We start from the raw sequence: 23,064 nt of genomic DNA, 5'->3' as shown, positions 1-23,064 counted from the left end.
CTACTTACTCGCTGCCCGAGTTTCTGCGATGTCTGCTTCGGGTCGGAAGCGGTCCTTAGCGCGCCTCCCAGTTGGTGAAATCCTAATGGTAGGAGACGCCACCGTCGAAAACGCTTTGCGACCTCCCTCAACCGTGCGCGCTGATTGTGATCAGCAGCCGTTCAATAGTTGGCAAGAGGCGGAATCACCGGACACGCGGCTTCGCATACACGTATGACCTTACCCTGATAGATGGTCACAGAGCGATTCATGAAAGTGCTCTGGTCTGCGCCACTAGCAAGAAAGTGGGGAACCGCGTTCCTGATGGCCTCCTTAGGAAAAAGCACGATGTCCTTGTAGTGCATGACGACCTCCTGGGGGCTTTTCCAGACACTGACAACACCCAGGCCCCGCTCACTGAAGAAAGGATATCGCAGCAATGAAGCAAAGGTTACCGCGTCCTTCTCCAGCATGGCCCGCCGCAATATGTACGCCGTCTCATCATTCAATCGCTGCCACTGGTCGTATGCAGGATCCAGTTCGCTATCTAGGTGGAGGGACACAGGGGATGCTTTTCCGCCCCGCATCGGCAACCACTCGCCTGCAAGGTTGTCGCAGCCGGGCAATGGGTTACTTGTCTCTCCGAATCGACTCGCCCGAAAAATCTCCAGCTCAAATCGGCCAGTTTCACGACCTTTCTGATCGTCCTCAACCAAGTCTATGCCTGCGCCACCAGGGCGAAGGCTGCCAGTCAATGCCAAGGTACCGGGCTGGTCGGAATAGCCATAGGCTCCGGTAAAGCGGCTGGTGTCCCCATCAAGGTGAAGCAGCATTCGGACAGAATGGTCACCGACAGTTCCCGCATAGATAAGGCCGTGACGAGGGCTACCCAGGTAATGGGCCCAATTCAGGCAATCGGCGTGCGCTGGCGAGGCCGAAGCTAGCATCGCGAGCAACCATGCAAGCCATCGCACCGATGGTACTTGCCCAGCGCGAACAGCCAGACCTTTTCGCGTACCCCTTCGTTTCACCGGCCGAACACTCCGCAAAAGGTGGAGTCGATTGAAGAATGGAAACGGTGCCAGGGAATTTTCAGTGTGTATTCGCAGCCATCGGTGCCCGCAAACGAGGTACTAACCGAGCCACCGTCTCTATGTGTCTGGAAGCTGGTCAGTCTCACCATTTCCATGCTTAACCCCTTAGTTGTTGCCAGCGAGCATGTCCGCTACGGGTTGCGGATTCAGCCGGTCGTTGCAACAGTTTGATGAAATCGCTCAGCCGGTGTTTCGTAGTTTAGTGTTTTCCTTGGCCGTCCGTTCAAGCGCCTTGCCACAGCGTCGAGCTGCGCCTGTGTGAACCCGGATAGATCCATTCCCTTGGGAAAATACTGCCTCAGAAGTCCGTTGGTGTTCTCGTTCGATCCCCGTTGCCAAGGGTTGTACGGATCGCAGAAGTAGACCTTGATGTCCGTCGCCAATGTAAAGCGATGATGTTGAGCCATCTCGGACCCGAGATCCCAGGTCAGCGATCGATACAACTCGCGCGGCAGCTTGTCCGCTTGCTTGATCAATGCATTGACCACTGTCTCGCTGTCCCTATTGTCCAGCTTCACCAGCACGACATAGCGCGACCATCGTTCCACCAGCGTGGCGATCTGGCTATTTCTGCCGCCAAACAATAGATCGCCCTCCCAATGGCCGGGTACGGCTCGATCCTCGACATCGGCAGGACGTTCGCGGATCGAGATGGCGCCGGTGATCTGCGCATGATCATCGCCCTTCTGAGTGTGATGCCGTGAGCGACGCATGGCTCGCGTGCGTCGAAGCTGCGCCAAGAGCTCCTTTTTAAGGGCTCCGCGCGTCTGAATGAAGAGGCTGCGATAGATCGTTTCGTGAGACACCTGAAGCGCCTCGTTCCCCGGATAGGTTCGTTTGAGCCAGCCGGCAATCTGCTCCGGCGCCCATTGCTGTTGAAGCTTAGCGGCTACTAAGCGCGCAAGGACTCGGTGTCGGGCCAATTTGCAGGGCTTGGGGCGTCGGGCCCGATCCCATGCGCATTGATCGGCGCAGTTGGCTCGATAACGGTCCGACCCGCCATTGCGTTGGATCTCCCGGCTGATCGTCGACGGTGCACGGCGCAGCTGGGCCGCCACGCAGCGAATCGATTGGCCGGCTATCAGCGCCCTGGAAATCTCCTCGCGCTCGCCCAGCGTCAGCACCCGATCCGACCGGTGGCGCCTGGTAGGCCGGATGCCACCGGTCTCTGCCAGGATCCGGCGGACGGAGGAGTGATGCCGGTCAAAAAGCTGGGCAATCTGGTGAAGTGATTCACCTCGTTGCCAGCGATCCCACATCAGGCCAATCTGGGTGTCGGTGTAATGAATCGCAGGTCGTTGTGACATCTTGCAACACTCCCGCTGCTCGCGCAGTCTTTAGTGTGTTGCAACGACCGGCTGAATCCGCAGTCGAAAGCAGACATGACCCGTGCCCACGTCACGTTAGGGCATCGCAGTCGGCTTGTTCAGAGAAAAATTGACCGGTACGCGAGTCCAGGAGATGACCGGGGCACCGTCTCGGAACTTGGGACGGAACTTCCTGCAACTGGTCGCATTGACGGCGCTCTCGTCCAGCTCCCGGTAGCCGCTGCTCTGTTCCACGGTGGCGTCGATCACTGTCCCATCCACGCCAACCTTGGCCATGACCAGAACCGTGCCCTCATGATGTTGTCGGATCGCTTGGGCCGGATACATCGGCCGGGGGTCCGGGGAAGTAGAGGTGTTCGTGCACGTGTGGTGCATTTGCTTTGGCGCAAAGCCACCTAGCGAATAGAAGTGAACAGGAGGTTTTGTGCCGTCCGAAACGCTTTGCTGATCTGGTGGCGTCTGGTCCTGCGCGTAAGCGCCTGCTGTCCACGCCGCCATGGCCGCGCCGGCGACGCACAGGAAGCCGGCCATCTTCAGACCCATGCCGCTTTTTCCGACTTTCATCTTCCCTCCACTGGATGCTTCAAACGGTGCGAATTGTCGCGGCTGCCAAGGCAATTGCGAAGACCTGCCTCAGCAAACGTCTTTTGATGTCGACCTCCCTTTTGCTTCGCATCGTGAGCCCAGCCGTTAGGTCTAACTCACGTGACTCATGGGCTATGACTCACGTCTGCTATGGGTCGAAGGCGGAAATTCAACGCGGCGGCGGCGGTGGCGGTGGCGGTGGCGGTGGCGGTGGCGGGATGAAATTGGGCAGTGGGGCACTCGTGACGGCAACTGTCACCGGTTGGCTGCCGGACATGTCCGCAAAGCGCAGCGTCGCTCCACTGGTGCGCAAGGCATCGAACACGCGCGCCCTGTCCACGGGCGAACCCACAAAAAGCAAGATCGCGCCCTTGGCCCAATCCGGTTCGGCGGTAAGCAAGGCATCGACGACGGTATCCGCGGTGGCTGTCGTATCCGGACCGCCAAACGCCACTAGATTGCCTGGCAGCACGCGGCGGGCAGCTACGTCCTTCAGCTCCTGAGCCAGGCGTTGTCGTCCAAGTACGGTCGCCATGTCAGTTCCGGCGGGCACAAAGAACAAGTATGACCGGCTTTGGGTCAGGCCTTCGCTGTTCTGTTGCACCATGGTGCGCAGATAGGCAGACCAGCCGGCTTCATCTTCGACCGACGTGGGTCGGGCGATGGTTTGCGAGGTCGGCGTGGAGGCCGGAGTGACCCCCGGCACGAGTAAACACGACACGAGCCAAAGATAGGCCGCCAAGCGCAGTTTCAACAACCGTTCCATCACACTCCCCTGTTCCCTGTGATTGATCCGCTCTTGGGTTCACCCATGGCTTGAATGCGGTCGCTTCAAACCATCGTAACGTCTGCTAAGGGCCGGGAGCGGACAATTCCCGTGCGCCAAATCGTGTAACGACTAACGGCCGCTACCCAATGTGTTGCAGTCCACCTCCAGCCCTCGCCGATAGCAACGATGCTGGTCCCGCGCTTCTGGGGAGCCAGCGTCATTGGGATGAAATGTGACAGGATCCGCCCCCGGAACTAAACGAGACTCATAGTAGACGTGCGCTACGTCCTCCTCGTACATGTTGCCGATGATCTTGAACGTAAACGGATCGGCACCTGGCAATTGCTTATCGAACATATAAACGTGCGTCGCATCCATTCCGTAAACAGAATTGATGACTTTGAATGTGCTCCGGTCAACGTCCGTAAGTTGTTTGCCCATGACGTAAACGCACCGACTGTCCGCGTACCAAGGGGCTTTCAAAACTTTATAGGTCTTCGAGTCACATGCCTGGGTTCGTCGCTGGCCATTGTAGATGGCGCCTTCATCCCGTGCACCGCCACCGGACATCAGCTCAAATGATGATAGATCTACCCCCGGAATAGGTTGCCCGTCGTAGAACGCGTTGGCGTCATCCTTGCCATACGCGCCCGACAAGGCCTTGAATGTTTGTGTGTGGGCTTCGGGGACAGGCGTTCCGCTCCAATAAACCGAATTGCGATCCTTCGCGTAGCCGCCCCCGGCAAGTATCCGAAAGGTCTTCGGATCGGCGCCGTCAATTTGGGCCGAGTATCCCCTGCTGTCGTCGCTTAGGCCACGGTGATAGGCCGGCATGCCATTGATCGCCGTGTAATGACTGCACGCCGAGAGAAGGACTACAAAAACCGCGACAAGCATTCTCGACAGCTTGAGCCAGCACCCCATATCTCCCCCCAAACATTCATTGGTGCCCAGTGCTCGCTCCGTATCCAAAGCGGACCTTCACAGTTTTCGATAATCGACCTTATGGGCCATTCCCTGAGACATGTTCAACGCGATGACGGTGCCATTGCATTCGTTGCGGTGCGGACCAACAGCCACCTGCAACGGCTGATCGTTACTTACCCTTCCAATCCTTGCCACCGAATGTCGGCGTTTTGCATTGTCTTCCAGGGCCATCATAACTGACGCAGTAGGTTTGTCCGTCGGCTGATGTCCCAGCAGGACCTGCCGAGAAAGTCTGGGAGCAGCCGATCAGGCTGATCAGGAAAAGGCGCATAAGATCTTACGTCTGCACATCGCGATGTCTTGTCCCAGTCTTTGCAAGGTCCGCTATGGGTCGAAAGCGGTCGTTACGCGCCAACGCCCAGGCAGCCCAGCGACGCCTCACTGGGATGCCAGTCTTCAGGGACCGTGAGCCGTTCCCGCAACGCGAGAATGGCTCGAAAAGGTAATCAGCTCGCTCGAAATCACATGACCTGAGGGGCGCTGCTCCCCCATCCCAGGCCCTAGTGTCAGCGAAGTGCCGTTCCCTAGATCCCACACGTCTTCACCGTGATCATGCTCTTGAACAATCAAACCTCGGCTGTCGTTAGGCCGCCTCGGGCTTTCGGAACGAAGAACGTCTGGGAATCCGTAATCTCCAATTAGCCTTTCTTCCATCTCATCGACCGACATGCCCGCTGTTCCTTCCCACGAATCCGCAGGCTCCCACGCAAGCAGAATCGACTCGACAACTCGATGCCTGCCAATGTAAATGCGTAGATCCACTTTTTGCCCATACACGTCAGTCACCGCATCGCAGCCTTCTACGGATTCATGCTGGATGGATGACAAGGTCCGATCGAAAGCACACTTCAATCCTGGAAAACTAGCCCGCGCCTGCGCCAAGTCGAAGGGTTCACCGACATTTACCCCGCGAAAAGCAGCTCTTTCGTGAGTATCGCCGAGCGCATGGCAGGCCCCAACAGATACCAAAAGCACGAGAATCGACTTCAATGAGGTCTTAAAGAAGTCCGGCACAACGCTCCCCCTTGGTTGGCTTGGTTCGAGTCGATGACAGTGTCCGCGTTGGGTCGATAGCGGGCCTTAGCAGCATAGTCTTTGACATTGAGATTGCGGGGCGGGCTCATCTTTTGGCGCCGCCGACTAGTTACCTGCGGGACTTGTTGGGTGGCCAGCTGTGTCCGGCGAATCGTTCGTCAACTTGCGCACCATTGCCAATGTCTTGGGGCTCGCACGGGCGACCCCAGAGAATCCGCAGTTGTAGACCCAGTACGCTGGACCCACCAAGGTTTTCGGATCCAACCTGGCAAATAGAAGGAATGTTTCACCGACGCGCATCTCGAAACGACCGCTGTCGTTTTCGCTAAAAACAAGCACTGTGTGTCTTGGCTCCCCTCGAAACTGTTCGATAACTTCGAGTTGGTAGGAGGTGCCAAGCAAAGAGCCATCAGACGGCTCGGGACTAAGTTGTTTTGCCGACGTCACTTTGCCTACAAAAACGAGGTCGCTTTGATGAAACTCCGTTGCGACGTCGGTTCGCCTACTGCAGTCAGCAAGTGCAGAATCGATGGGCGCCACAGCTAGAAATAGACTGAAGAGGAGGGATAGATCGCGCATTTCATGACACCCCGGTTTCGCACTTCCCGTTGTCGAATAGGTCCGCTATGGGTCAAAAGCGGACCAATGCTAGCTCCTTATCCCACGCCGACGGGTTGATCGGAACAGCGGGCAGATTTGGCGACACAGACAACGGCGTGAGCCCGACTCTGCATTCGATGGACGACTACGGCCAACCTCCTGGTATGGCCGCAAGACGGGCGGCCCAAGCATGGCCGCCGATGTCTTTCCGCCCCCCCCGGGCAAAGCCGCGTAGAATGGTCGCTTTACGCCCACTCAAGTGCCCCCATGGCCCTCACCGCCACCATCCACAAGGCCGAACTGTCGATCAGCGACATGGACCGGCACTACTACGCCACCCACGCATTGACCCTCGCCCGGCATCCGTCGGAAACCGAGGAGCGATTGATGGCGCGCCTGCTCGCGTTCACTCTGTATGCCGACGAACGGCTGGAGTTCGGCAAGGGGCTCAGCGACACCGACGAACCGGCCCTGTGGCGCAAGGCCTATACCGACGAGATCGAGCTGTGGATCGACGTCGGCCTGCCTGATGAAACACGCTTGCGCAAAGCCTGCAACCAGTCGCGGCACGTCGTGGTGCTGGCCTATGGCGGCCATGCCGTCGACGTCTGGTGGAGCAAGATCGCCAGTACGCTCACCCGCCACGACAACCTCAGCGTGCTCGCCATCGACCACGCTGACATGCAGCAACTGGCTGCCCTGTGCGAGCGGAGCATGCGCCTGCAATGCCTGATCCAGGACGGCGAACTGCAGCTCATCGCCGGCGACCTCACGCTGCCGATCCGTCCGGCTATCCGCAAGGGTGAGTACGCTGTCGCTTGAGAAAGTGCCCCTGCCCCGTTTTGAAACGTCAGCCTGGGTCGGAAGCGGACACCTAATGAATCTCGCGTCGGTACAACCAGCATCCTGACGGCTTGGGCAGGTCCGTCGGCAGCGACTGCGTGACGATACTTTGATGATCGACCCAGATCAGATGACGCCACAGTTCGCCACAGAGGACATCTGACGATGTGCCTGCTAACTCGGTCTCAGCTTCGCTTGGTTCTTTATCGAAGTATGTCCACCACGTGACTCGGACTCCTTCGCGACCCGCTGTGTCATTTGGGTCGAGTTCGAACGCCCAGCCTAAAGCAACTCCAAGCACGCTCGCTGGTATGTTTCCTGCGGCGTTGAGCGAGTCTCTTGCACTCTGCTCCAATATTTCGATCAGTTCGTCTCGCTGCATACCCCACCCGGGCCCGTTGATGAATGGCCGGCGATGTCAGGTCATCCGACCAAATTACCGCCTTATTGCCACGTCCGCTTCGGGTCGGAAGCGGACACTTCAAGCATGTGCAATAAAGCCCTACCGAGCTATTTCACCTAGGACCCCTGGTTAGGCGGTGGCGGCGGCTCAGGTATCGCCGGAAACTTTGCCACACTGGATAGAACCTGCTGAATGACAAGCAGGCTGTAAGCCCCCATGTGACCGTAGCCTCCCCAAAAAACGCCCTTTCCCTTTGGATAACGCAATTGCCTGCCGGAGAAGAAGCGGCCTATCAGCGTCGCATTGACTCGGGTCAAATCTTTGCCACCAATCTGTGCATCAAATCGTTGAAAGGCCGCATCAACTTTCAGATAGGTTCGGACTCCTTCCACAACCAAGGGTTCGGACCGCTCCCCGTCTGCGATAACTCCGCAGCAATACATCGTCCCGGACTGGCTTGTTCCGCCGTACTCAAGCCACACGCCCATGCTATCGGGCGCCTCAGGGCAGTGATCCGGATATATCTGAAAAGCCTCGAAGCCATGCAAGAGATCACCAGACACCTGCACCAATGCGTGGTCGTAACGCGCAGGATCTTTCACAAGCTCGCACACCGTTACCTGGAGAACCCGCTCAGGGAGCCTTTGTTGCGGGGAAACGGCCAAAAAGAACAATGAGAGGCACGCAAGGGCGACCACCAATACGCGAGCAACCATATATCCCCTTTTTTTATCCATGCGCTGGGAGTGTCTGCTATGGGTCGGAAGCGGACCTTTTGGAGTCTATTGCTCGCTGAAACGGGCGAGCATTTCCGCAAGAACTGCACTCACTGGCGGAGAACCATCTGCCGATATCGCTCCCAGTCGCCCAGCGGCGCCCTCTGGGAAGTGAGCACCCGGTATGGAGCGAAGGCTATCTGCGCCAGCCACAACGACATCGTCGCTGTCGGTAGACATGAGTTTCACACAAATCTTTTCGGCCGCCGGATGGGGGACGAGATCCATGATTTCAGCGCACCGGACTTGCCAAGCCGCTGGCCTTGATACGCACTGCTCTACCAGGGCATCCCAAGCAACATTGTCAAAGCAGATCAGCATTGCGGATGCGACTCCGGTTCCCACGTCGTACCAGTAGTCCGGCAAAAACTCGAGGGACAGATAGTCATCAAGCTCAGAGAACATCGCCACATCCTTTCGCCAAAATTTGCCGCCCCGCAGTCATCGAAGCAAGTTTCGTGTGAGGTCCGCTTTGGGTCGAAAGCGGACTTAAAGCTAGCGAACTCTAGAGGCCATCAATCCTCACGAAGCAAAAGCCAAGGCCATTGATACCAAACCGGCGACTGCCTGAGATGGGCTTCCAACGCACCGGCATCTTCCGATCTCGCTGCAGTATCTACAGGGCCGATCCAGTACCGCGAGTTATCTCCCCATGGTTCCCACACCACGAAGGGCTCGCCATTGAGTTCGAATGCAAGGCGATTGTCATCGCTCCGGACCCGGCGAACATTGGCTACCCCAGGCGCGCGCCGCAGCGATCGTGCAAGCGAGCCCGTCCAGAGCCCTGCAGCAGGGATTTCAAATGCAAAGATCTGGCCGTCGCTCCGTTGGAGCGGGTAGGTTTTCATAAGAGCCGCCCCATCTCATCATGTCCTTACGAGTTATGTCCGTTACGGGTCGTAAGCGGTCGATCAAACATGCCAGCCGGCGAGCCGGGTGTTATGCCAGAGCCCGCCTGGTAGCCAACAAAACAGGGGGGTCAGAGCCGACTTTCTAAGCCAGCGAGGAGGAAAAGTGCACTCTGAGCCCGCGTCTTGATCACCCCGGTTCTGGGCCCCGGTTCTGGAAATTGGTTCTTCCCGGCCTAGTCGGTGCTAGTGATCTCAAAATCTTCCCGATCCTGCGGCAACGGGAATATCTGCGTGGGCAGAACTACATGCGCACGCTGCATCGCCGCAATGGCGCGCTCGGATAACGGGGCAGCTCCCACGTTCGCAACCTGCTCGATCATGCTCAACAACCGCAATGCAGCGACCAGCGCAATCGCCTCCGGCGTGGCCGTCATAGCCAGCACAAGGTGACACACGTAGCTGTCCATGCAGCGTTGAACCACTCCACCAAGTGCTTTACCAGCGGCAAGTTCCGACGAGCCTTGTCCGAACAGGTCGGTCAGCGCCAGATCCAGTGCGGACGCGTCCAAGAAAGTGCGCTCGCCAAACGTCTGAGCGTCGGCGCTACCGAGCACCGACCACGGCGATGGGAGGTTCGAAAGATGGGAAATGTACTGGCCCACGTACGGTGCCGCGCCGACCTGATAAGCCATGGCGCAGGCTTGCATACTGCCCAGGGCTTTTGGTTCGTGTCTGGCAACGATGAGTGCCTGACACAGCGCAGTGGTGCTATCGACCGGTAAATACCCGGGGTCGTTTGGCTGATGCGCCTGCGGGATGGATTTTTTGACAAGTTCCACAGGACATCCTTGTTGAGCGTGAGTGGATTTCACGCAGATCATATGGGTCGGAAGCGGACTCTAGCCATAGTCCATTCGCAACATCATCAGGTCCACTCCGGGTCGGAAGCGGACATAGCGGTTACTATCTCAAACTGGACATAAATCAACTTCCGAATGGATCAGTGCAGGGTACATCTGGCACAACTTGGCCGATCCGCTGGATGGCCATGCGAATGACCGCTGCTGATGTCGCTGGTGCGTTTTCACACGGCCTTTCCCTAAGGGCTTGCACCAGCGCTGGCATGGCGCGTTTCGCGCGTGGACCCAACTGCCCTAAGGCACCTGCTATCGCGAGCCTGATCGAATCATTGGGATCACGCATCAGACCAGCCATTGCGTCTATGTCGGCGTCCGCAACCTGCCTTGGCGCCGGGCCTGCCACCCACATATACAAGCTCTCCGCTTCATCGATGCGCCTTTTCTGAGAGGTCTCTTGCTCAATGGCGGCCACCACTTGTTGCACATGGGACGCCCCGTTCTGCGGGGCAGCATTGTTGCTTTCGCGATTGACGGGAAAGGACTCCGGCGCACCGGCCGCGACCGCATGGCAACAAAGGCTGCAGAGGAGCGCCCCTCCAGTCGCGACTCTAACCAAAGCAACATCCATCAGCCCATCTCCTATGCATTGAAATGTCCGCTTCGGGTCGAAAGCGGACGTTTTGTTCAGTCGAACGTTGGCGGCTTGGCGGCCCTCTTCAGCCTGGAAATGCCGGTCGCCTCCAACAACCAGACGCCTATTGCCGTGCTCACGGCGACGCCGGCCAAAGCACCGATCGCTCCGTATGAGCCGCGATCCATGCCTACACCCAACGCGAGAACGGCCCAGCCGACATAGGCGAAATAGGCCCACGTTAGGCCGGACTTCATCTTAAGAAAGAGAAAGCCGAGCAGCAGCCAAGAAATGGGAACAACAATCACCAAAGTAACGAGATCCGCCATTAAGCGATCCATTTTTCTATTTCTCTCCTCTCCAGCTCCTGTCCGCTATGGGTCGGAAGCGGACATCTGCCCGAAGCCTCTTAGGTCAAGATCTATCGAAATTTTGCGGTGGACCTTTCCACCAGGGCATTCGACCTTGCGGAGACCAATGCCGATATATTCGGAACGACCCGAACGACCGCAGCAACAGCATCATCTGCAGCCCCTAGCGCTTGCCCACTGAGCCCATCCCTGTACTTTCCGCTACAGAAATTCTCCCAGTCTTCCCAGCGACTATAGAGACGACAAGGCCATTCCTCGAGATCAATCTCCACGTAATACGGCGTGAGATTCAGCGGAGCTGGTCCGCAACCAAGAATCCAGCCTGGTTCCTCGCCCAAGAGCGTCCCCATCGAAATGAAGTCACGTCGCTTCTTCTCAAAATAGCCCTTCGAAAATGCGACCCTATCCTGCCAGCGCTCAAGACACTCAAAGTGCAAGCCAGCATCACAGTACTCGTAGAGGGGATGCCCGAGAGGAAATACAACGCCCGACGTCCCAGTGTAGGGTCGACCGTCGCTGAATCCCTTACGGCAAATCGGACAAGCAGTTAAGAACCCCATTTCGCCTCCCGTTTCCCTCTTGAACAAGGTCCGCTTCGGGTTGCGGATTCAGCCAGTCATTGCAACAGTTTGATGAAAACGCTCAGCCGGCGTTTCGTAGTTTAGTGTTTTCCTTGGCCGTCCGTTCAACCGCCTTGCCACAGCGTCGAGCTGCGCCTGTGTGAACCCGGATAGATCCATTCCCTTGGGAAAATACTGCCTCAAAAGTCCGTTCGTGTTCTCGTTCGATCCCCGTTGCCAAGGGTTGTACGGATCGCAAAAGTAGACCTTGATGTCCGTCGCCAATGTAAAGCGATGATGTTGAGCCATCTCCGACCCGCGATCCCAGGTCAGCGATCGATACAACTCGCGCGGCAGCTTGTCCGCTTGCTTGATCAATGCATTGACCACTGTCTCGCTGTCCCTACTGTCCAGCTTCACCAGCACGACATAGCGCGACCATCGTTCCACCAGCGTGGCGATCTGGCTATTTCTGCCGCCAAACAATAGATCGCCCTCCCAATGGCCGGGTACGGCTCGATCCTCGACATCGGCAGGACGTTCGCGGATCGAGATGGCGCAAGAGATCTGCGCATGATCATCGCTCTTCTGCGTGTGATGGCGTGAGCGACGCATGGCTCGCGTGCGTCGAAGCTGCGCCAAGAGCTCCTTTTTAAGGGCTCCGCGCGTCTGAATGAAGAGGCTGCGATAGATCGTTTCGTGAGACACCTGAAGCGCCTCGTTCCCCGGATAGGTTCGTTTGAGCCAGCCGGCAATCTGCTCCGGCGCCCATTGCTGTTGAAGCTTAGCGGCTACTAAGCGCGCAAGGACTCGGTGTCGGGCCAATTTGCAGGGCTTGGGGCGTCGGGCCCGATCCCATGCACATTGATCGGCGCAGTTGGCTCGATAACGGTCCGACCCGCCATTGCGTTGGATCTCCCGGCTGATCGTCGACGGTGCACGGCCCAGCTGGGCCGCCACGCAGCGAATCGATTGGCCGGCTATCAGCGCCCTGGAAATCTCCTCGCGCTCGCCCAGCGTCAGCACCCGATCCGACCGGTGGCGCCTGGTAGGCCGGATGCCACCGGTCTCGGCCAGGATCCGGCGGACGGAGGAGTGATGCCGGTCAAAAAGCCGGGCAATCTGGTGAAGTGATTCACCTCGTTGCCAGCGATCCCACATCAGGCCAATCTGGGTGTCGGTGTAATGAATCGCAGGTCGTTGTGACATCTTGCAACACTCCCGCTGCTCGCGCAGTCTTTAGTGTGTTGCAACGACCGGCTGAATCCGCAGTCGGAAGCGGACCTGCGATATCAATTACGGTACTACGCATGCTTTGAACGAACTCGATACAAATGCATGCCCCGCTACATCGCTGAACTGCGCTCTAAAGCTCTTGTCGTAGTCTGCTGGCGACAGACTGTATAGCGAACCCACTACTTCGGTTACTTCACCGGGGCCGATAGACAACGTGGATGGCGGCATTGGCCCATGACCGCCTGGACCATGCTTCCAATCAGTAACGCCTCTGTCGATGAGTATCTGGTAGCTGAGCCAACTGAGGGCATATGGAGGCTGCTGCGACGTCGGGTCAATCCAAACCTTTAGCGTTCCCTGGCTATCGTTACGCACGCGTATGCGGACAGGAACCGCTCTGTCAGATGTGCCACAAATCTGCGTAACTGGCTCGACATCAAGCTTGACGCGTGCTGGATCGACGGTAGCGCAGCCGGCAAGTGAGATGGTGCCCAATATAAGCAACAACTGCCGCATCGCTCCCCCTCAAATTGTCCGTGAATAAGGTCCGCTTCGGGTCGAAAGCAGACAGTTCAGTCTCGCTCAGAACTTGGATCATCAACCCCCAAAAACCTCGATAACCGGCAGGCAGTCGGCGCTGGGGACACCGCATGAGTTACCACATGCAGGCTGACCTTTTGCCTGATTTCAGTGCCGAAGTGCATCGAGAAGAAGTGCCACAGTCTTAGACGCCTTGTCGGAACAAAATCTTGGGTTGTCGACTTTGACTGTAACAACCTGGCCTTGCACAACCGCGTCCACCAGATCCGATTCGCCATCCATAACACCGCACGATACAGCTTTTCCGTTGTAAGCCTTCAAAACCTCGATGAGCTTTTTCAGTCGAACCAGATCGAGCGCCGGCTTCTCGGCTCCTAGATTGGCCGCTTTGACGAGCAACCTTCCTTGATCATGGGTCGACTCGCTTTCGAATGAGCGCTGCGTGCGATTAGACACAATAAATCCAGTGACCGCGCCGGACATGTAGTTGCGGGTCCAGACGCGGAGCTCAAAGTCGGCGGTCGATGTTAACGGTGCAAGCCCAGCGGCACGCGCGTATTCGCGCGCAGCGGGTTTGAGATCTTCCGGAAAGAAGCTGGAAGGCTTGCTCGCAGCAGCGAAGGAAGTGAACGCGAACAACAGAAACGCTAGACACCTCATTGACTGAGCTCCCCACAGACCATCCGAATATGTAGAAATCCTAACAATGCATACCGGTCAAATTAGCGCGTCCAAGTCCGCTTCGGGTCGAAAGCGGACGTTTTGTTCAGTCGAACGTTGGCGGCTTGGCGGCCCTCTTCAGCCTGGAAATGCCGGTCGCCTCCAACAACCAGACGCCTATTGCCGTGCCCACGGCGACGCCGGCCAAAGCACCGATCGCTCCGTATGAGCCGCGATCCATGCCTACACCCAACGCGAGAACGGCCCAGCCGACATAGGCGAAATAGGCCCACGTTAGGCCGGACTTCATCTTAAGAAAGAGAAAGCCGAGCAGCAGCCAAGAAATGGGAACAACAATCACCAAAGTAACGAGATCCGCCATTAAGCAATCCATTTTTCTATTTCTCTCCTCTCCAGCTCCTGTCCGCTATGGGTTGCGGATTCAGCCAGTCATTGCAACAGTTTGATGAAAACGCTCAGCCGGCGTTTCGTAGTTTAGTGTTTTCCTTGGCCGTCCGTTCAACCGCCTTGCCACAGCGTCGAGCTGCGCCTGTGTGAACCCGGATAGATCCATTCCCTTGGGAAAATACTGCCTCAAAAGTCCGTTCGTGTTCTCGTTCGATCCCCGTTGCCAAGGGTTGTACGGATCGCAAAAGTAGACCTTGATGTCCGTCGCCAATGTAAAGCGATGATGTTGAGCCATCTCCGACCCGCGATCCCAGGTCAGCGATCGATACAACTCGCGCGGCAGCTTGTCCGCTTGCTTGATCAATGCATTGACCACTGTCTCGCTGTCCCTACTGTCCAGCTTCACCAGCACGACATAGCGCGACCATCGTTCCACCAGCGTGGCGATCTGGCTATTTCTGCCGCCAAACAATAGATCGCCCTCCCAATGGCCGGGTACGGCTCGATCCTCGACATCGGCAGGACGTTCGCGGATCGAGATGGCGCAAGAGATCTGCGCATGATCATCGCTCTTCTGCGTGTGATGGCGTGAGCGACGCATGGCTCGCGTGCGTCGAAGCTGCGCCAAGAGCTCCTTTTTAAGGGCTCCGCGCGTCTGAATGAAGAGGCTGCGATAGATCGTTTCGTGAGACACCTGAAGCGCCTCGTTCCCCGGATAGGTTCGTTTGAGCCAGCCGGCAATCTGCTCCGGCGCCCATTGCTGTTGAAGCTTAGCGGCTACTAAGCGCGCAAGGACTCGGTGTCGGGCCAATTTGCAGGGCTTGGGGCGTCGGGCCCGATCCCATGCACATTGATCGGCGCAGTTGGCTCGATAACGGTCCGACCCGCCATTGCGTTGGATCTCCCGGCTGATCGTCGACGGTGCACGGCCCAGCTGGGCCGCCACGCAGCGAATCGATTGGCCGGCTATCAGCGCCCTGGAAATCTCCTCGCGCTCGCCCAGCGTCAGCACCCGATCCGACCGGTGGCGCCTGGTAGGCCGGATGCCACCGGTCTCGGCCAGGATCCGGCGGACGGAGGAGTGATGCCGGTCAAAAAGCCGGGCAATCTGGTGAAGTGATTCACCTCGTTGCCAGCGATCCCACATCAGGCCAATCTGGGTGTCGGTGTAATGAATCGCAGGTCGTTGTGACATCTTGCAACACTCCCGCTGCTCGCGCAGTCTTTAGTGTGTTGCAACGACCGGCTGAATCCGCAGTCGGAAGCGGACACCGGTAAACGATCAATATGTTACTTCGGTGCCGCGATACGCAGCGGGTGATTAGGATTCTCGGAAACGAACGCAGGTACGTCGGACAGCTTTTCTGGCAATCGAGCCCCCTCCATGCCGCGGTAGCTGAAGAACCGAAAGCCGGCGTTGTAAAGCCGCCTTACCTTCTCCCACTGCTCCTCGTCACGTCGCTTCGGCGCATGAAAGGACCGCCCCATCTCCAAGATGGCGCCGCCGCAATGAGGGCAAGTCGCGCCTCGCTCTTTTCTTGGGCGAACTTTGAAGCTCTTTCGACAGCTGAAACAAGCATGGGCGATCAGATAGTCAGGGCCAGCCATAGCTCTCTCCTTGCTCGATTCTCCAAGGGCTGCTTTGGGTCGGAAGCAGACCATATCATTTGTATTTTGCGTCGTGGCGAGACAGCCAAGCGGGCGGCCTCGCAGTTTCTGAGTTCAGCGACCAGATGCTTGAAATCTTCCGTTTAGCCTGAAGGTCGCCACGGCACCACGCGTTCCAATCCAAGTTGTAAGCGCCAACACGAGGCCAACTCGGGTGAACGATAGAGGCACTGCCCAAAAGACGAAACTTACGGGCCCTAGAAGGGCGCCGGCTACGGCCGCGGTGCGGCTGTGTTTGAACCGGGTGAAGTAGCCGCAAATCGCGAAGAGGGGAAAGGCGAATATCAGTCCAGGGGCAAACAGAAGCCAGAAAAAGGCCAGCAACGCGGCGCACCCGAAATAGCCGTCACCGGCCCAGGTGGCCAGATCAATGGCCGTTTCCCGGTCGGCAATTTTTCCAAACAGGGCCTTCTGTATTGGAATCATCTATCTGAAGCTCCTGACGCTTTGCCTAGCCGAGACGCGCATTTGCATGGCGTCCGCTTCGGGTCGGAAGCGGACCATTTATTTGCAGCCGAGAGCAGCCTCAAAAGGCTTACTCCATTTAGCTGTGGGCCTTTTCCCACGAGCTCGTCAGAGCCCCGAACACATGGGACATCTCTTTCTCGAACTGTTCCTTAGTGATTTTCTGACCCACCTCTCCTGCGAGGGTGGTCTTGTCACGTGACTGCATCGCTCTGACTTCGTCGCCAGTTTTCCTCCACGGCTCCGGGTAGCCCTCTTCAAGCGAATGGGCGGGAGAAACTACAAACTGTCCACGTGCAACAAACTCCTTGTACGCGTCCATGAACGCATTGAAGTCCCGTTGCCGTCCAGTCGATGGTTGGTCGCATAAGACAACGAGGCGGTCACGGTAGACAGGAGTGTGAGCCAAGGGTGCGAACGCAACACTGAGAGCATTCATCGTGCGCTCTTGTCGAGAATGGTCTCCCTCCGCGCGGATGACCTTCGTCTGAGGCTTGTCTGCGTAGAAGCGCCGTACCACATGACCAAGGAAGATGTCTTCGGATGCCCCCTCAACGACGAGGAAGTTTCTGGGGAAAAGGAGGTCTGCCGGTGAACCGCCTAGGAGTTCATAAACCAGCTCCGGCTTGTCCCGTCCCTCAATCTTTTTAATGCCCGTCGCACCATCAACTTTCTCGACGCGCCAAAGCGTCTGGTCGTTGTCCTCATCGGTTACCAGAACCGAAGAGTGAGTGTTGATGAAAACTTGGTCTCCGTTCTTAACCAAGTCCATCAGCGCCAGTTTGAGTTGGCGCTGAGCGGTCGGGTGAAGGTGTAGTTCGGCCTCATCGATGAGGAACAGGAACCTCTTGCCGAGTTCATCGCTATCACGGCGATGGTCCGAATACGTCTTCAAGATGGCCAGCATGAGCGCACGCTGCATGCCATCACCTTTCTCTTCAGCGGACGTCTCGATACCGTCGTCAATCGAAGTCTCGAACGACTTCAAAAGCTCCTCGAACAGCGGCGGCTTCACCCCGAAACCCACCTTGTTACATTCCGGGAACTGCCGTCCCAAGTGGATTTTCACCTTGCCAGCAAGCTGGTCCAGCTGCTGCCTGACCTCGGACTGTTCGTTCGTGAATAACTCGTCGAACGTTTCCTTGAAGTCCCGGTAGCGTTGGCTCCCCTCCAAAATGGCGGTGAGCACCCCAGACAGCATCTCACCAATTGGCGTCTTCTTTCCCCACTTTGATACCTCGGTGAGGGACGTACGTGTCGAGACATATTGGAGTCTAGGTACACAGTCGTTAAAGGCCTTGTCAAAACCGGCAAAGTTCTTCTGTGTCCACTCGCCTTTCCCCTCATCCCACAGTAGACGCTTTGAGACATCTGAGCTGGCTCGCTTCACTCTGAGCACATCGCGGCCGTCCGCAAACTTGGCGAATTTGGCCTTAGTCCCCTCGTTGATGACCGCTTCAATCCCGGCCTGGACATCGGAGTACTCAATCTCCACCGTGACCTCACGGTCAAGCTCATGCTTGAATCGGATGTCATCGATGTTTCCCGAGCCGTTGTAGAACCATTCGACAGCCTCGAAAAGGTTCGTCTTACCGTGATTGTTCTGCCCCGCGAGCACGTTGAAGCGGTTGACATTCAACTCGACGCGCTCGATCGAGCAAAAGTTCTCGACGGTGATTTTGGTGATACGCATGGCTGCGTCCTTGCGTGGATGAATTGGGCTGGTTGGCGGTCGGTGGCGCGACAGTCCAGCCCGTATGTTCGACGATGGTCCGAGGGCGGAACGGGCAATCATCATGCCTAACCTACATCCAAAAACGGGATCTGGTTTAGTTACTTCCAGGTCCGCTTCGGGTCGGAAGCGGACCTTCTACTCGCGGCAAATCGCCGCCTCAAAGTACCTGTCTGCGTCGGCTATCGTCTCGACAATGGCGGGCACTTCCGTAGCGCTCCAGAAAGGAAGGCGCCATTGCGGATCGTGTCCTTTGCTCAGAACGAAAGCAGACAACAGACCGTCCGCCCGCTTCACGACCACTGTCACCAGATCGAGATCCGGCAGATAGCGCTCGGAAAGCACGGCATCGCCCTGGCCAAGGGATAGGTTCCAGATTCCGCCATACCTCTCTTCCATGCCATGACGCCTCCTTGCCCCTTTGGGTTGCCGCCAAATCATCCGCTTCGGGTCGGAGGCGGACATCACCTATTTGGGCCCATCGTACAGGTGGTCACCTAGATCGTTCGGCCAGACTGATAGATCAGGCAGATTGTCTAGCCACCTACCCAGGGCATCCGCCTAGGTCTTCGATGCGACGCACACATCTCGGCACGCGTACGAAGTTTCGACACCATCTGCCACAAGAACAGACTCAACGATTAGCCGGCCCGAGAAGTCAGCCGGAGGGCGTTCCACGGCAATTTCGCACAAGTCGATAGTCGCGCCCGCCCCAGCGGGAATGGCGACGTCGATGTCGCCACTCGCATGGCCATAGGAACCACCGGCGTAGAAAATGCTGAAATCAACGCGGACCATCCTTACCCCTTTCACTTCTGCGGCGTCCGTTATGGGTCGTAAGCGGACATTAGAATCACCCGGCATCCCCACTCAATTTGGTGATCGATTGCATGGATGAGTAAATGTCTCGATCACCTGAGGCGCACCCCGCCAGGTGCGCTCCCATGTTTGCTAGCACCTGTTCCGCAGCTTCCCAGTCGATTTCAACCTCGGTCTCAGCCCAGTCTTCTGGCGAGAAGGAGCCAGGGGGCTGGAGAGGTTCGAATCGGCCAATCTTGTTGCACTTCAAAAGAGCTGGCATGTAGCCAAGTTTTACTATGCGCGCACCGGTCGATCCCAGCTTCACCTTCAACATCAAGGTGTATTCGCAGCCATCAGTCGCTGCGAACGAAGCACTAACCGAGCCGCCGTCCCTGTGTGTCTCAAAACCGGTCAGCCTCACGATTTCCACGTATTCCCCCAAAGTCCCCGCCAGCGAGCACGTCCGCTATGGGTCGAAAGCAGACGTCCCGGTTCAGCCTACCAATTCCACAACCTGCCCGACCGTCAGCCGGGATAGATCTGCGCGCGAAAGTAGTTGGAAGGCAAAGACGAACGGGTCGGGCGTGCCATCGGGCTTTAAGGACCGAGGCTGGCTAATGCGTCGAGCAACCGGTATCCCATCGAGGGCCGGTTTCGGACCAAGCTCAAAACTGCCAATCCCTACCTGCCGGACTATCACGCAAGGCGACGGTTCTGACCTGGATATGTATTCCACTTTGAACTGCATCTCCCCTCCCATGAGCTCTGCCCAATCCGTCCGCTATGGGTCGGAAGCAGACCTTGTGCGCCCCAACAGCTTGCCCACTGTCTACTCGCGGCCCGGCCAACATCCACTTGAGCGCCACTGACTTAAATATGCGTTCGCTTGCTCTTCAGTGATCTCGTCATCAACTAGATCAAAGTCGCCTCTCATGAAGTCGTTCAACAGCGGCTCAACATCAGCATCACTATCTGACCAAGAGCCATCCTTCTTGGCTCGCCACAAACCATGCAGCCCAAAGTCGGAAGGCGAAGTGCTCACGCTTCTATAGATTGCTCGCACGGTCCCCATTGGGTAGCTGACTGCGTAGTATTTGTACTCACTCATGCTGGATTTCCGGCGCCGGGATTGCTATCGCTCGTTCGAGAGTAGCCATGTCCCTTCTCCTTTTTTGAGCCAACCGCTCGCCAAAACTCATGGATCATCCGTTAAAAGGAATGTCCGCTTCGGGTCGGAAGCGGACCTTAGCCGCATACGCCTAATCGATACCTAGAACCGCCTCAAGCTGGGCCGCGAGATTGTTGAACTGGCTTCCCCAACCACAGTCTATCGAGAGCTCCTGCAAACTGGCCGTTGGCAAGAGCAACAGTTTCACTTGGTTCGCCGAGGTATTCGCGAGCAGCGCGTCGATGTCATGGAGCGCCTTGGTCCGGTCCCCGTAGATTCCCCCTTCGTCCCCGCTCTCTACCTTCGCCCTCAGTTCCAAAAGGATCGCGCGAGCTGAGGAATCGATATCCATAGAATTTTTACCCCGATCGATGGTCAGCCAAATTGCTTGAAGGTCCCGTAGCGCGGCAGATAATCCAACACTTGCGGCCGAACGGGCTGCCCACAGCATAGGCAGGTCAAGCCGATACTCTTGAAATCACTTTCAACCCTGTTGGCGATGCCTAACTTATCGGCAGCCGAGCGCATTGTGTGCCCAACGATCTGTACCTACTTATATCTCCGCCATGGGTCGCAAGCAGTCGCCCAACGAGCCACTAAAGCTCAAGGTTTGGCAGCGACCTTCGGCAAAGAAAAATTGACCGGCACACGGGCCCAGGAGGCCACGGGCGCACCTTCTCTGTATGCGGGACTGAACTTCCAGCCGCTCACGGTGGCCGCGGCGCTCTCGTCCAGCTCGGGGAAGCCGCTGCTTCCCGCGATCTTTGTCTGAGTTACCCGGCCATCCACGCCGATCTGCGCCATGACTAGGACAGTGCCTTCATGATGGGCTCGTATGGCCGCCAGCGGATATTTCGGCTGGTGTTGCGAGGCGTAGGTGATGTCCATGCCCGAGGGATGAGTCGGCGGAAGGTTGCCCGCCGAAACGAAGTGCGCCGTGGCAGATAGTGCACCGCTGGCAGGGGCCTGCTCGCTGGCCGATGCCTGACCTTGCGCGCAAGCGCCAGTCGCCCACATCGCCATGCTCGCGCCAGCGAAGCACATGATACCGACCCACCGCTTGCGTGCTTTAGTGTTCCTCATCTTCATCCGTGCTCCCCGTGATGTTTGGGAACATCCACTTCGCGTAGGAAGCAGACGTTAACGCGTCGTCGAAAGCTCAACTGGCCTTCGCCGAACCGGCGACCTGCCCATCGATGAAACGTATGAACTGCTGTTCGTCGACATCCGTGTTCTGGAGGGATATCGATGCGCCAAACTTCATCCTGGTCTTGCTTACTATCCATTGCGTCAAGCGAGACGAACGGGGAAGCCACTTCGCCGGATGGCGGAAGTACAAAGTCAGATTGGTGTTGCCCTTGATGGTTCTCGCCGTGATCGAATCGATCTCGCTCCAGGCGATCTCGCCGAAACTGGTGCGGAAGTCCTGGATGCCGTCGCGATCGGCGTATACCTTCACACGCCTATCGAAAGTCTTGAATCCGAACAGGACGGCGCCGGCACCAAAGAACAGCGCTCCGGCGACTGACGGCCAGTCTCTATGCGACGGTCCGAGTAATACCAGGACAGCCGCGAGGCTCAGGCCAAGGCAAAGAACGAATACCGCCAGATTCTTCCAGACCGAGTTGCGAATCTCATAGATGGCATGCTCCGTGTTGCTCAACTTCCCTTCCATGGCTCCCCCTTAGAAGCGTTGAAATTCAGACTTTCAGGTACCGCGTGATGACGTTGCCGATATATGGTTCGGATCGGAAGCAGACACTTGCCACTCAAGCCTGCTCTTGAACGAGCGGCCCCTCTGCCGCCTTGGCCGCTGCCGCATTGGCCAGCAGCCCGCTTCGGCAAGCCAGAAACCATATGGCGCCCAGCGGCAACGACATGCCCATGATCAAGGGCTCATAGAGATTGCCAACGCTCGAGGCTCCAAACAGCAGGATCGACAACAGTTGGAAGTCGAAAGCCCCGGTGGTCCAGTTGAAGTGCAGCGTCCCGAAGCCGAGCAAGGTTCCCAGCGCCCATAGCCATTTGCGGCGCACGATCGGGGTACGCAGGCAGAGCACGAAGGCATAGACGCACAATGACGGGATGGCGATGCAAGCCAGCAACACGATCCAGTGCGTGGCGTCCTTGCCGCTGAGCGTGAAAGCGTTTTGCTGTTCCACCGATTGCGCCATGCGCTGCACGTGCAAGCCCTGCACGCGCAGGGCATCACCCTCTCCCGCCAGTACTACGTTGCCTAGCACCCACCCTTCGGCGAATTCGTATTCATAGGTAAGGTCATAGCGGCTGGCCCCGTTGATGAGCATGGTCTTGGTGCCGACCAGCTTGACTGCCCGGGGCGCTTCGGCGGGAAAGTATCCGGTGAGTTGCCTGAGCTTGGCCTCGACGCCCGGGTCTTGTCGAAGCGAATCGGCGAGCCTGGCCTTGACGGGTTCCACATCGCCCTTTCGCACCTGATCAAGCACGGACTGTGCGATGTCCGCTGCCGGGTGCGGCGTGAGCTTGTCGATCAACGCCTGTTGGCTGCAGGCCGCCAACCACAGGCACGTGCACACGAGCATGAAGCGAACGAACGAGGCCATGTCTTCCCCCTGTGAAAGACCTGCATCAGTAAACGATCATGGTCGGTCGCCCTTCAACGGACAACCTGCGGAGCCCAGGATTTCCCGACGTATCAACGGATGACGGGGCCTGGCGACACTCTCCCCCGAGAA

At 57.5% G+C, this 23,064-nt stretch carries 25 protein-coding genes; 1 reads left to right on the top strand and 24 read right to left on the bottom strand.

Annotation, left to right across the window (positions count from 1 at the left end; genetic code table 11):
• Positions 1–161 precede the first annotated feature (161 nt).
• The 6 genes from ACN9MB_RS01795 to ACN9MB_RS01770 all read right to left on the bottom strand — a co-directional run bounded on the left by ACN9MB_RS01795 (position 162) and on the right by ACN9MB_RS01770 (position 5,756).
• Positions 162–812, bottom strand: coding sequence for a hypothetical protein (locus tag ACN9MB_RS01795; protein ID WP_426270573.1), 651 nt, complete (start codon positions 810–812; stop codon positions 162–164).
• Positions 813–1,219: 407 nt separating this feature from the next.
• Positions 1,220–2,380 carry an IS30 family transposase gene (locus tag ACN9MB_RS01790; RefSeq protein ID WP_426270572.1) on the bottom strand — a complete coding sequence of 387 codons (1,161 nt, stop codon included), beginning with the start codon at positions 2,378–2,380 and terminating at the stop codon, positions 1,220–1,222.
• Between the two features lie 96 nt (positions 2,381–2,476).
• The gene (locus ACN9MB_RS01785; protein ID WP_204638042.1) at positions 2,477–2,965 is read right to left on the bottom strand and encodes an energy transducer TonB; all 489 of its coding nucleotides are present in this window, start codon (positions 2,963–2,965) and stop codon (positions 2,477–2,479) included.
• A 190-nt stretch (positions 2,966–3,155) separates the two neighbouring features.
• Positions 3,156–3,752 (bottom strand): hypothetical protein, encoded by a 597-nt coding sequence (locus tag ACN9MB_RS01780; RefSeq protein WP_426270571.1) that lies wholly within the window; start codon positions 3,750–3,752, stop codon positions 3,156–3,158.
• 132 nt (positions 3,753–3,884) lie between these two features.
• Complete coding sequence (locus ACN9MB_RS01775; RefSeq protein ID WP_204638038.1) at positions 3,885–4,652, bottom strand: DKNYY domain-containing protein; 768 nt, start codon at positions 4,650–4,652, stop codon at positions 3,885–3,887.
• Between the two features lie 486 nt (positions 4,653–5,138).
• Entirely contained in the window at positions 5,139–5,756 is a 618-nt protein-coding gene (locus ACN9MB_RS01770; RefSeq protein WP_204638235.1) for a hypothetical protein, read from the bottom strand.
• A gap of 888 nt (positions 5,757–6,644) precedes the next feature.
• Here ACN9MB_RS01770 and ACN9MB_RS01765 point away from each other — a divergent pair.
• A complete protein-coding gene (locus ACN9MB_RS01765) occupies positions 6,645–7,199 on the top strand; it encodes a YaeQ family protein (protein WP_199100597.1) in 555 nt (184 codons plus the stop codon).
• Between the two features lie 540 nt (positions 7,200–7,739).
• Here the strand turns inward: ACN9MB_RS01765 and ACN9MB_RS01760 are convergent.
• From ACN9MB_RS01760 to ACN9MB_RS01675, 18 genes are all read right to left on the bottom strand, one after another.
• Entirely contained in the window at positions 7,740–8,339 is a 600-nt protein-coding gene (locus tag ACN9MB_RS01760; RefSeq protein WP_204638236.1) for a hypothetical protein, read from the bottom strand.
• Positions 8,340–8,405: 66 nt separating this feature from the next.
• Positions 8,406–8,804 (bottom strand): hypothetical protein, encoded by a 399-nt coding sequence (locus ACN9MB_RS01755; protein WP_204638237.1) that lies wholly within the window; start codon positions 8,802–8,804, stop codon positions 8,406–8,408.
• Positions 8,805–9,483: 679 nt separating this feature from the next.
• Positions 9,484–10,089: a hypothetical protein gene (locus ACN9MB_RS01750; RefSeq protein ID WP_426270570.1), complete on the bottom strand. Its 606-nt coding sequence runs from the start codon at positions 10,087–10,089 to the stop codon at positions 9,484–9,486.
• A gap of 705 nt (positions 10,090–10,794) precedes the next feature.
• Positions 10,795–11,070, bottom strand: coding sequence for a hypothetical protein (locus ACN9MB_RS01745; RefSeq protein ID WP_426270569.1), 276 nt, complete (start codon positions 11,068–11,070; stop codon positions 10,795–10,797).
• Positions 11,071–11,720: 650 nt separating this feature from the next.
• Positions 11,721–12,881: an IS30 family transposase gene (locus ACN9MB_RS01740; protein WP_426270568.1), complete on the bottom strand. Its 1,161-nt coding sequence runs from the start codon at positions 12,879–12,881 to the stop codon at positions 11,721–11,723.
• A 714-nt stretch (positions 12,882–13,595) separates the two neighbouring features.
• Complete coding sequence (locus ACN9MB_RS01735) at positions 13,596–14,087, bottom strand: hypothetical protein (RefSeq protein ID WP_204638184.1); 492 nt, start codon at positions 14,085–14,087, stop codon at positions 13,596–13,598.
• A 127-nt stretch (positions 14,088–14,214) separates the two neighbouring features.
• Positions 14,215–14,490, bottom strand: coding sequence for a hypothetical protein (locus ACN9MB_RS01730; protein ID WP_204638233.1), 276 nt, complete (start codon positions 14,488–14,490; stop codon positions 14,215–14,217).
• A 60-nt stretch (positions 14,491–14,550) separates the two neighbouring features.
• Complete coding sequence (locus ACN9MB_RS01725) at positions 14,551–15,711, bottom strand: IS30 family transposase (protein ID WP_426270568.1); 1,161 nt, start codon at positions 15,709–15,711, stop codon at positions 14,551–14,553.
• 95 nt (positions 15,712–15,806) lie between these two features.
• Complete coding sequence (locus tag ACN9MB_RS01720; RefSeq protein WP_204638232.1) at positions 15,807–16,124, bottom strand: hypothetical protein; 318 nt, start codon at positions 16,122–16,124, stop codon at positions 15,807–15,809.
• A gap of 114 nt (positions 16,125–16,238) precedes the next feature.
• On the bottom strand, positions 16,239–16,610 hold the full coding sequence (locus ACN9MB_RS01715) for a hypothetical protein (protein ID WP_204638231.1): 372 nt from the start codon (positions 16,608–16,610) through the stop codon (positions 16,239–16,241).
• 118 nt (positions 16,611–16,728) lie between these two features.
• On the bottom strand, positions 16,729–18,342 hold the full coding sequence (locus ACN9MB_RS01710) for an ATP-dependent nuclease (RefSeq protein ID WP_204638230.1): 1,614 nt from the start codon (positions 18,340–18,342) through the stop codon (positions 16,729–16,731).
• 177 nt (positions 18,343–18,519) lie between these two features.
• On the bottom strand, positions 18,520–18,780 hold the full coding sequence (locus ACN9MB_RS01705) for a hypothetical protein (protein ID WP_426270567.1): 261 nt from the start codon (positions 18,778–18,780) through the stop codon (positions 18,520–18,522).
• Positions 18,781–19,234: 454 nt separating this feature from the next.
• Positions 19,235–19,612, bottom strand: a complete 378-nt coding sequence (locus ACN9MB_RS01700) for a hypothetical protein (RefSeq protein ID WP_426270566.1) — start codon at positions 19,610–19,612, stop codon at positions 19,235–19,237.
• A gap of 399 nt (positions 19,613–20,011) precedes the next feature.
• Positions 20,012–20,290, bottom strand: coding sequence for a hypothetical protein (locus ACN9MB_RS01695; RefSeq protein WP_204637514.1), 279 nt, complete (start codon positions 20,288–20,290; stop codon positions 20,012–20,014).
• 151 nt (positions 20,291–20,441) lie between these two features.
• Positions 20,442–20,702, bottom strand: coding sequence for a hypothetical protein (locus ACN9MB_RS01690; protein ID WP_204637513.1), 261 nt, complete (start codon positions 20,700–20,702; stop codon positions 20,442–20,444).
• A 251-nt stretch (positions 20,703–20,953) separates the two neighbouring features.
• Positions 20,954–21,238 (bottom strand): energy transducer TonB, encoded by a 285-nt coding sequence (locus tag ACN9MB_RS01685; protein WP_426270565.1) that lies wholly within the window; start codon positions 21,236–21,238, stop codon positions 20,954–20,956.
• A gap of 271 nt (positions 21,239–21,509) precedes the next feature.
• The gene (locus ACN9MB_RS01680; protein ID WP_426270564.1) at positions 21,510–22,025 is read right to left on the bottom strand and encodes an STM3941 family protein; all 516 of its coding nucleotides are present in this window, start codon (positions 22,023–22,025) and stop codon (positions 21,510–21,512) included.
• 94 nt (positions 22,026–22,119) lie between these two features.
• Positions 22,120–22,932 (bottom strand): hypothetical protein, encoded by an 813-nt coding sequence (locus tag ACN9MB_RS01675; RefSeq protein ID WP_426270563.1) that lies wholly within the window; start codon positions 22,930–22,932, stop codon positions 22,120–22,122.
• Between the last annotated feature and the right edge of the window lie 132 nt (positions 22,933–23,064).

It is taken from the genome of Dyella kyungheensis, from assembly GCF_049913195.1.
GTDB classification, from domain to species: Bacteria; Pseudomonadota; Gammaproteobacteria; order Xanthomonadales; family Rhodanobacteraceae; genus Dyella; species Dyella kyungheensis.
This window is presented reverse-complemented; position numbering and strand designations above follow the sequence as displayed.

Coding starts and splice junctions, on each gene's coding strand:
- ACN9MB_RS01795 (WP_426270573.1), bottom strand. CDS start 812: ATGCTGCTTCACCTTGATGGGGACACCAGCCGCTTTACCGGAGCCTAT.
- ACN9MB_RS01790 (WP_426270572.1), bottom strand. CDS start 2,380: ATGTCACAACGACCTGCGATTCATTACACCGACACCCAGATTGGCCTG.
- ACN9MB_RS01785 (WP_204638042.1), bottom strand. CDS start 2,965: ATGAAAGTCGGAAAAAGCGGCATGGGTCTGAAGATGGCCGGCTTCCTG.
- ACN9MB_RS01780 (WP_426270571.1), bottom strand. CDS start 3,752: ATGGAACGGTTGTTGAAACTGCGCTTGGCGGCCTATCTTTGGCTCGTG.
- ACN9MB_RS01775 (WP_204638038.1), bottom strand. CDS start 4,652: ATGCTTGTCGCGGTTTTTGTAGTCCTTCTCTCGGCGTGCAGTCATTAC.
- ACN9MB_RS01765 (WP_199100597.1), top strand. CDS start 6,645: ATGGCCCTCACCGCCACCATCCACAAGGCCGAACTGTCGATCAGCGAC.
- ACN9MB_RS01760 (WP_204638236.1), bottom strand. CDS start 8,339: ATGGTTGCTCGCGTATTGGTGGTCGCCCTTGCGTGCCTCTCATTGTTC.
- ACN9MB_RS01755 (WP_204638237.1), bottom strand. CDS start 8,804: ATGTTCTCTGAGCTTGATGACTATCTGTCCCTCGAGTTTTTGCCGGAC.
- ACN9MB_RS01745 (WP_426270569.1), bottom strand. CDS start 11,070: ATGGCGGATCTCGTTACTTTGGTGATTGTTGTTCCCATTTCTTGGCTG.
- ACN9MB_RS01740 (WP_426270568.1), bottom strand. CDS start 12,881: ATGTCACAACGACCTGCGATTCATTACACCGACACCCAGATTGGCCTG.
- ACN9MB_RS01730 (WP_204638233.1), bottom strand. CDS start 14,490: ATGGCGGATCTCGTTACTTTGGTGATTGTTGTTCCCATTTCTTGGCTG.
- ACN9MB_RS01725 (WP_426270568.1), bottom strand. CDS start 15,711: ATGTCACAACGACCTGCGATTCATTACACCGACACCCAGATTGGCCTG.
- ACN9MB_RS01720 (WP_204638232.1), bottom strand. CDS start 16,124: ATGGCTGGCCCTGACTATCTGATCGCCCATGCTTGTTTCAGCTGTCGA.
- ACN9MB_RS01715 (WP_204638231.1), bottom strand. CDS start 16,610: ATGATTCCAATACAGAAGGCCCTGTTTGGAAAAATTGCCGACCGGGAA.
- ACN9MB_RS01710 (WP_204638230.1), bottom strand. CDS start 18,342: ATGCGTATCACCAAAATCACCGTCGAGAACTTTTGCTCGATCGAGCGC.
- ACN9MB_RS01705 (WP_426270567.1), bottom strand. CDS start 18,780: ATGGAAGAGAGGTATGGCGGAATCTGGAACCTATCCCTTGGCCAGGGC.
- ACN9MB_RS01695 (WP_204637514.1), bottom strand. CDS start 20,290: ATGAGTGAGTACAAATACTACGCAGTCAGCTACCCAATGGGGACCGTG.
- ACN9MB_RS01690 (WP_204637513.1), bottom strand. CDS start 20,702: ATGGATATCGATTCCTCAGCTCGCGCGATCCTTTTGGAACTGAGGGCG.
- ACN9MB_RS01685 (WP_426270565.1), bottom strand. CDS start 21,238: ATGGACATCACCTACGCCTCGCAACACCAGCCGAAATATCCGCTGGCG.
- ACN9MB_RS01680 (WP_426270564.1), bottom strand. CDS start 22,025: ATGGAAGGGAAGTTGAGCAACACGGAGCATGCCATCTATGAGATTCGC.
- ACN9MB_RS01675 (WP_426270563.1), bottom strand. CDS start 22,932: ATGGCCTCGTTCGTTCGCTTCATGCTCGTGTGCACGTGCCTGTGGTTG.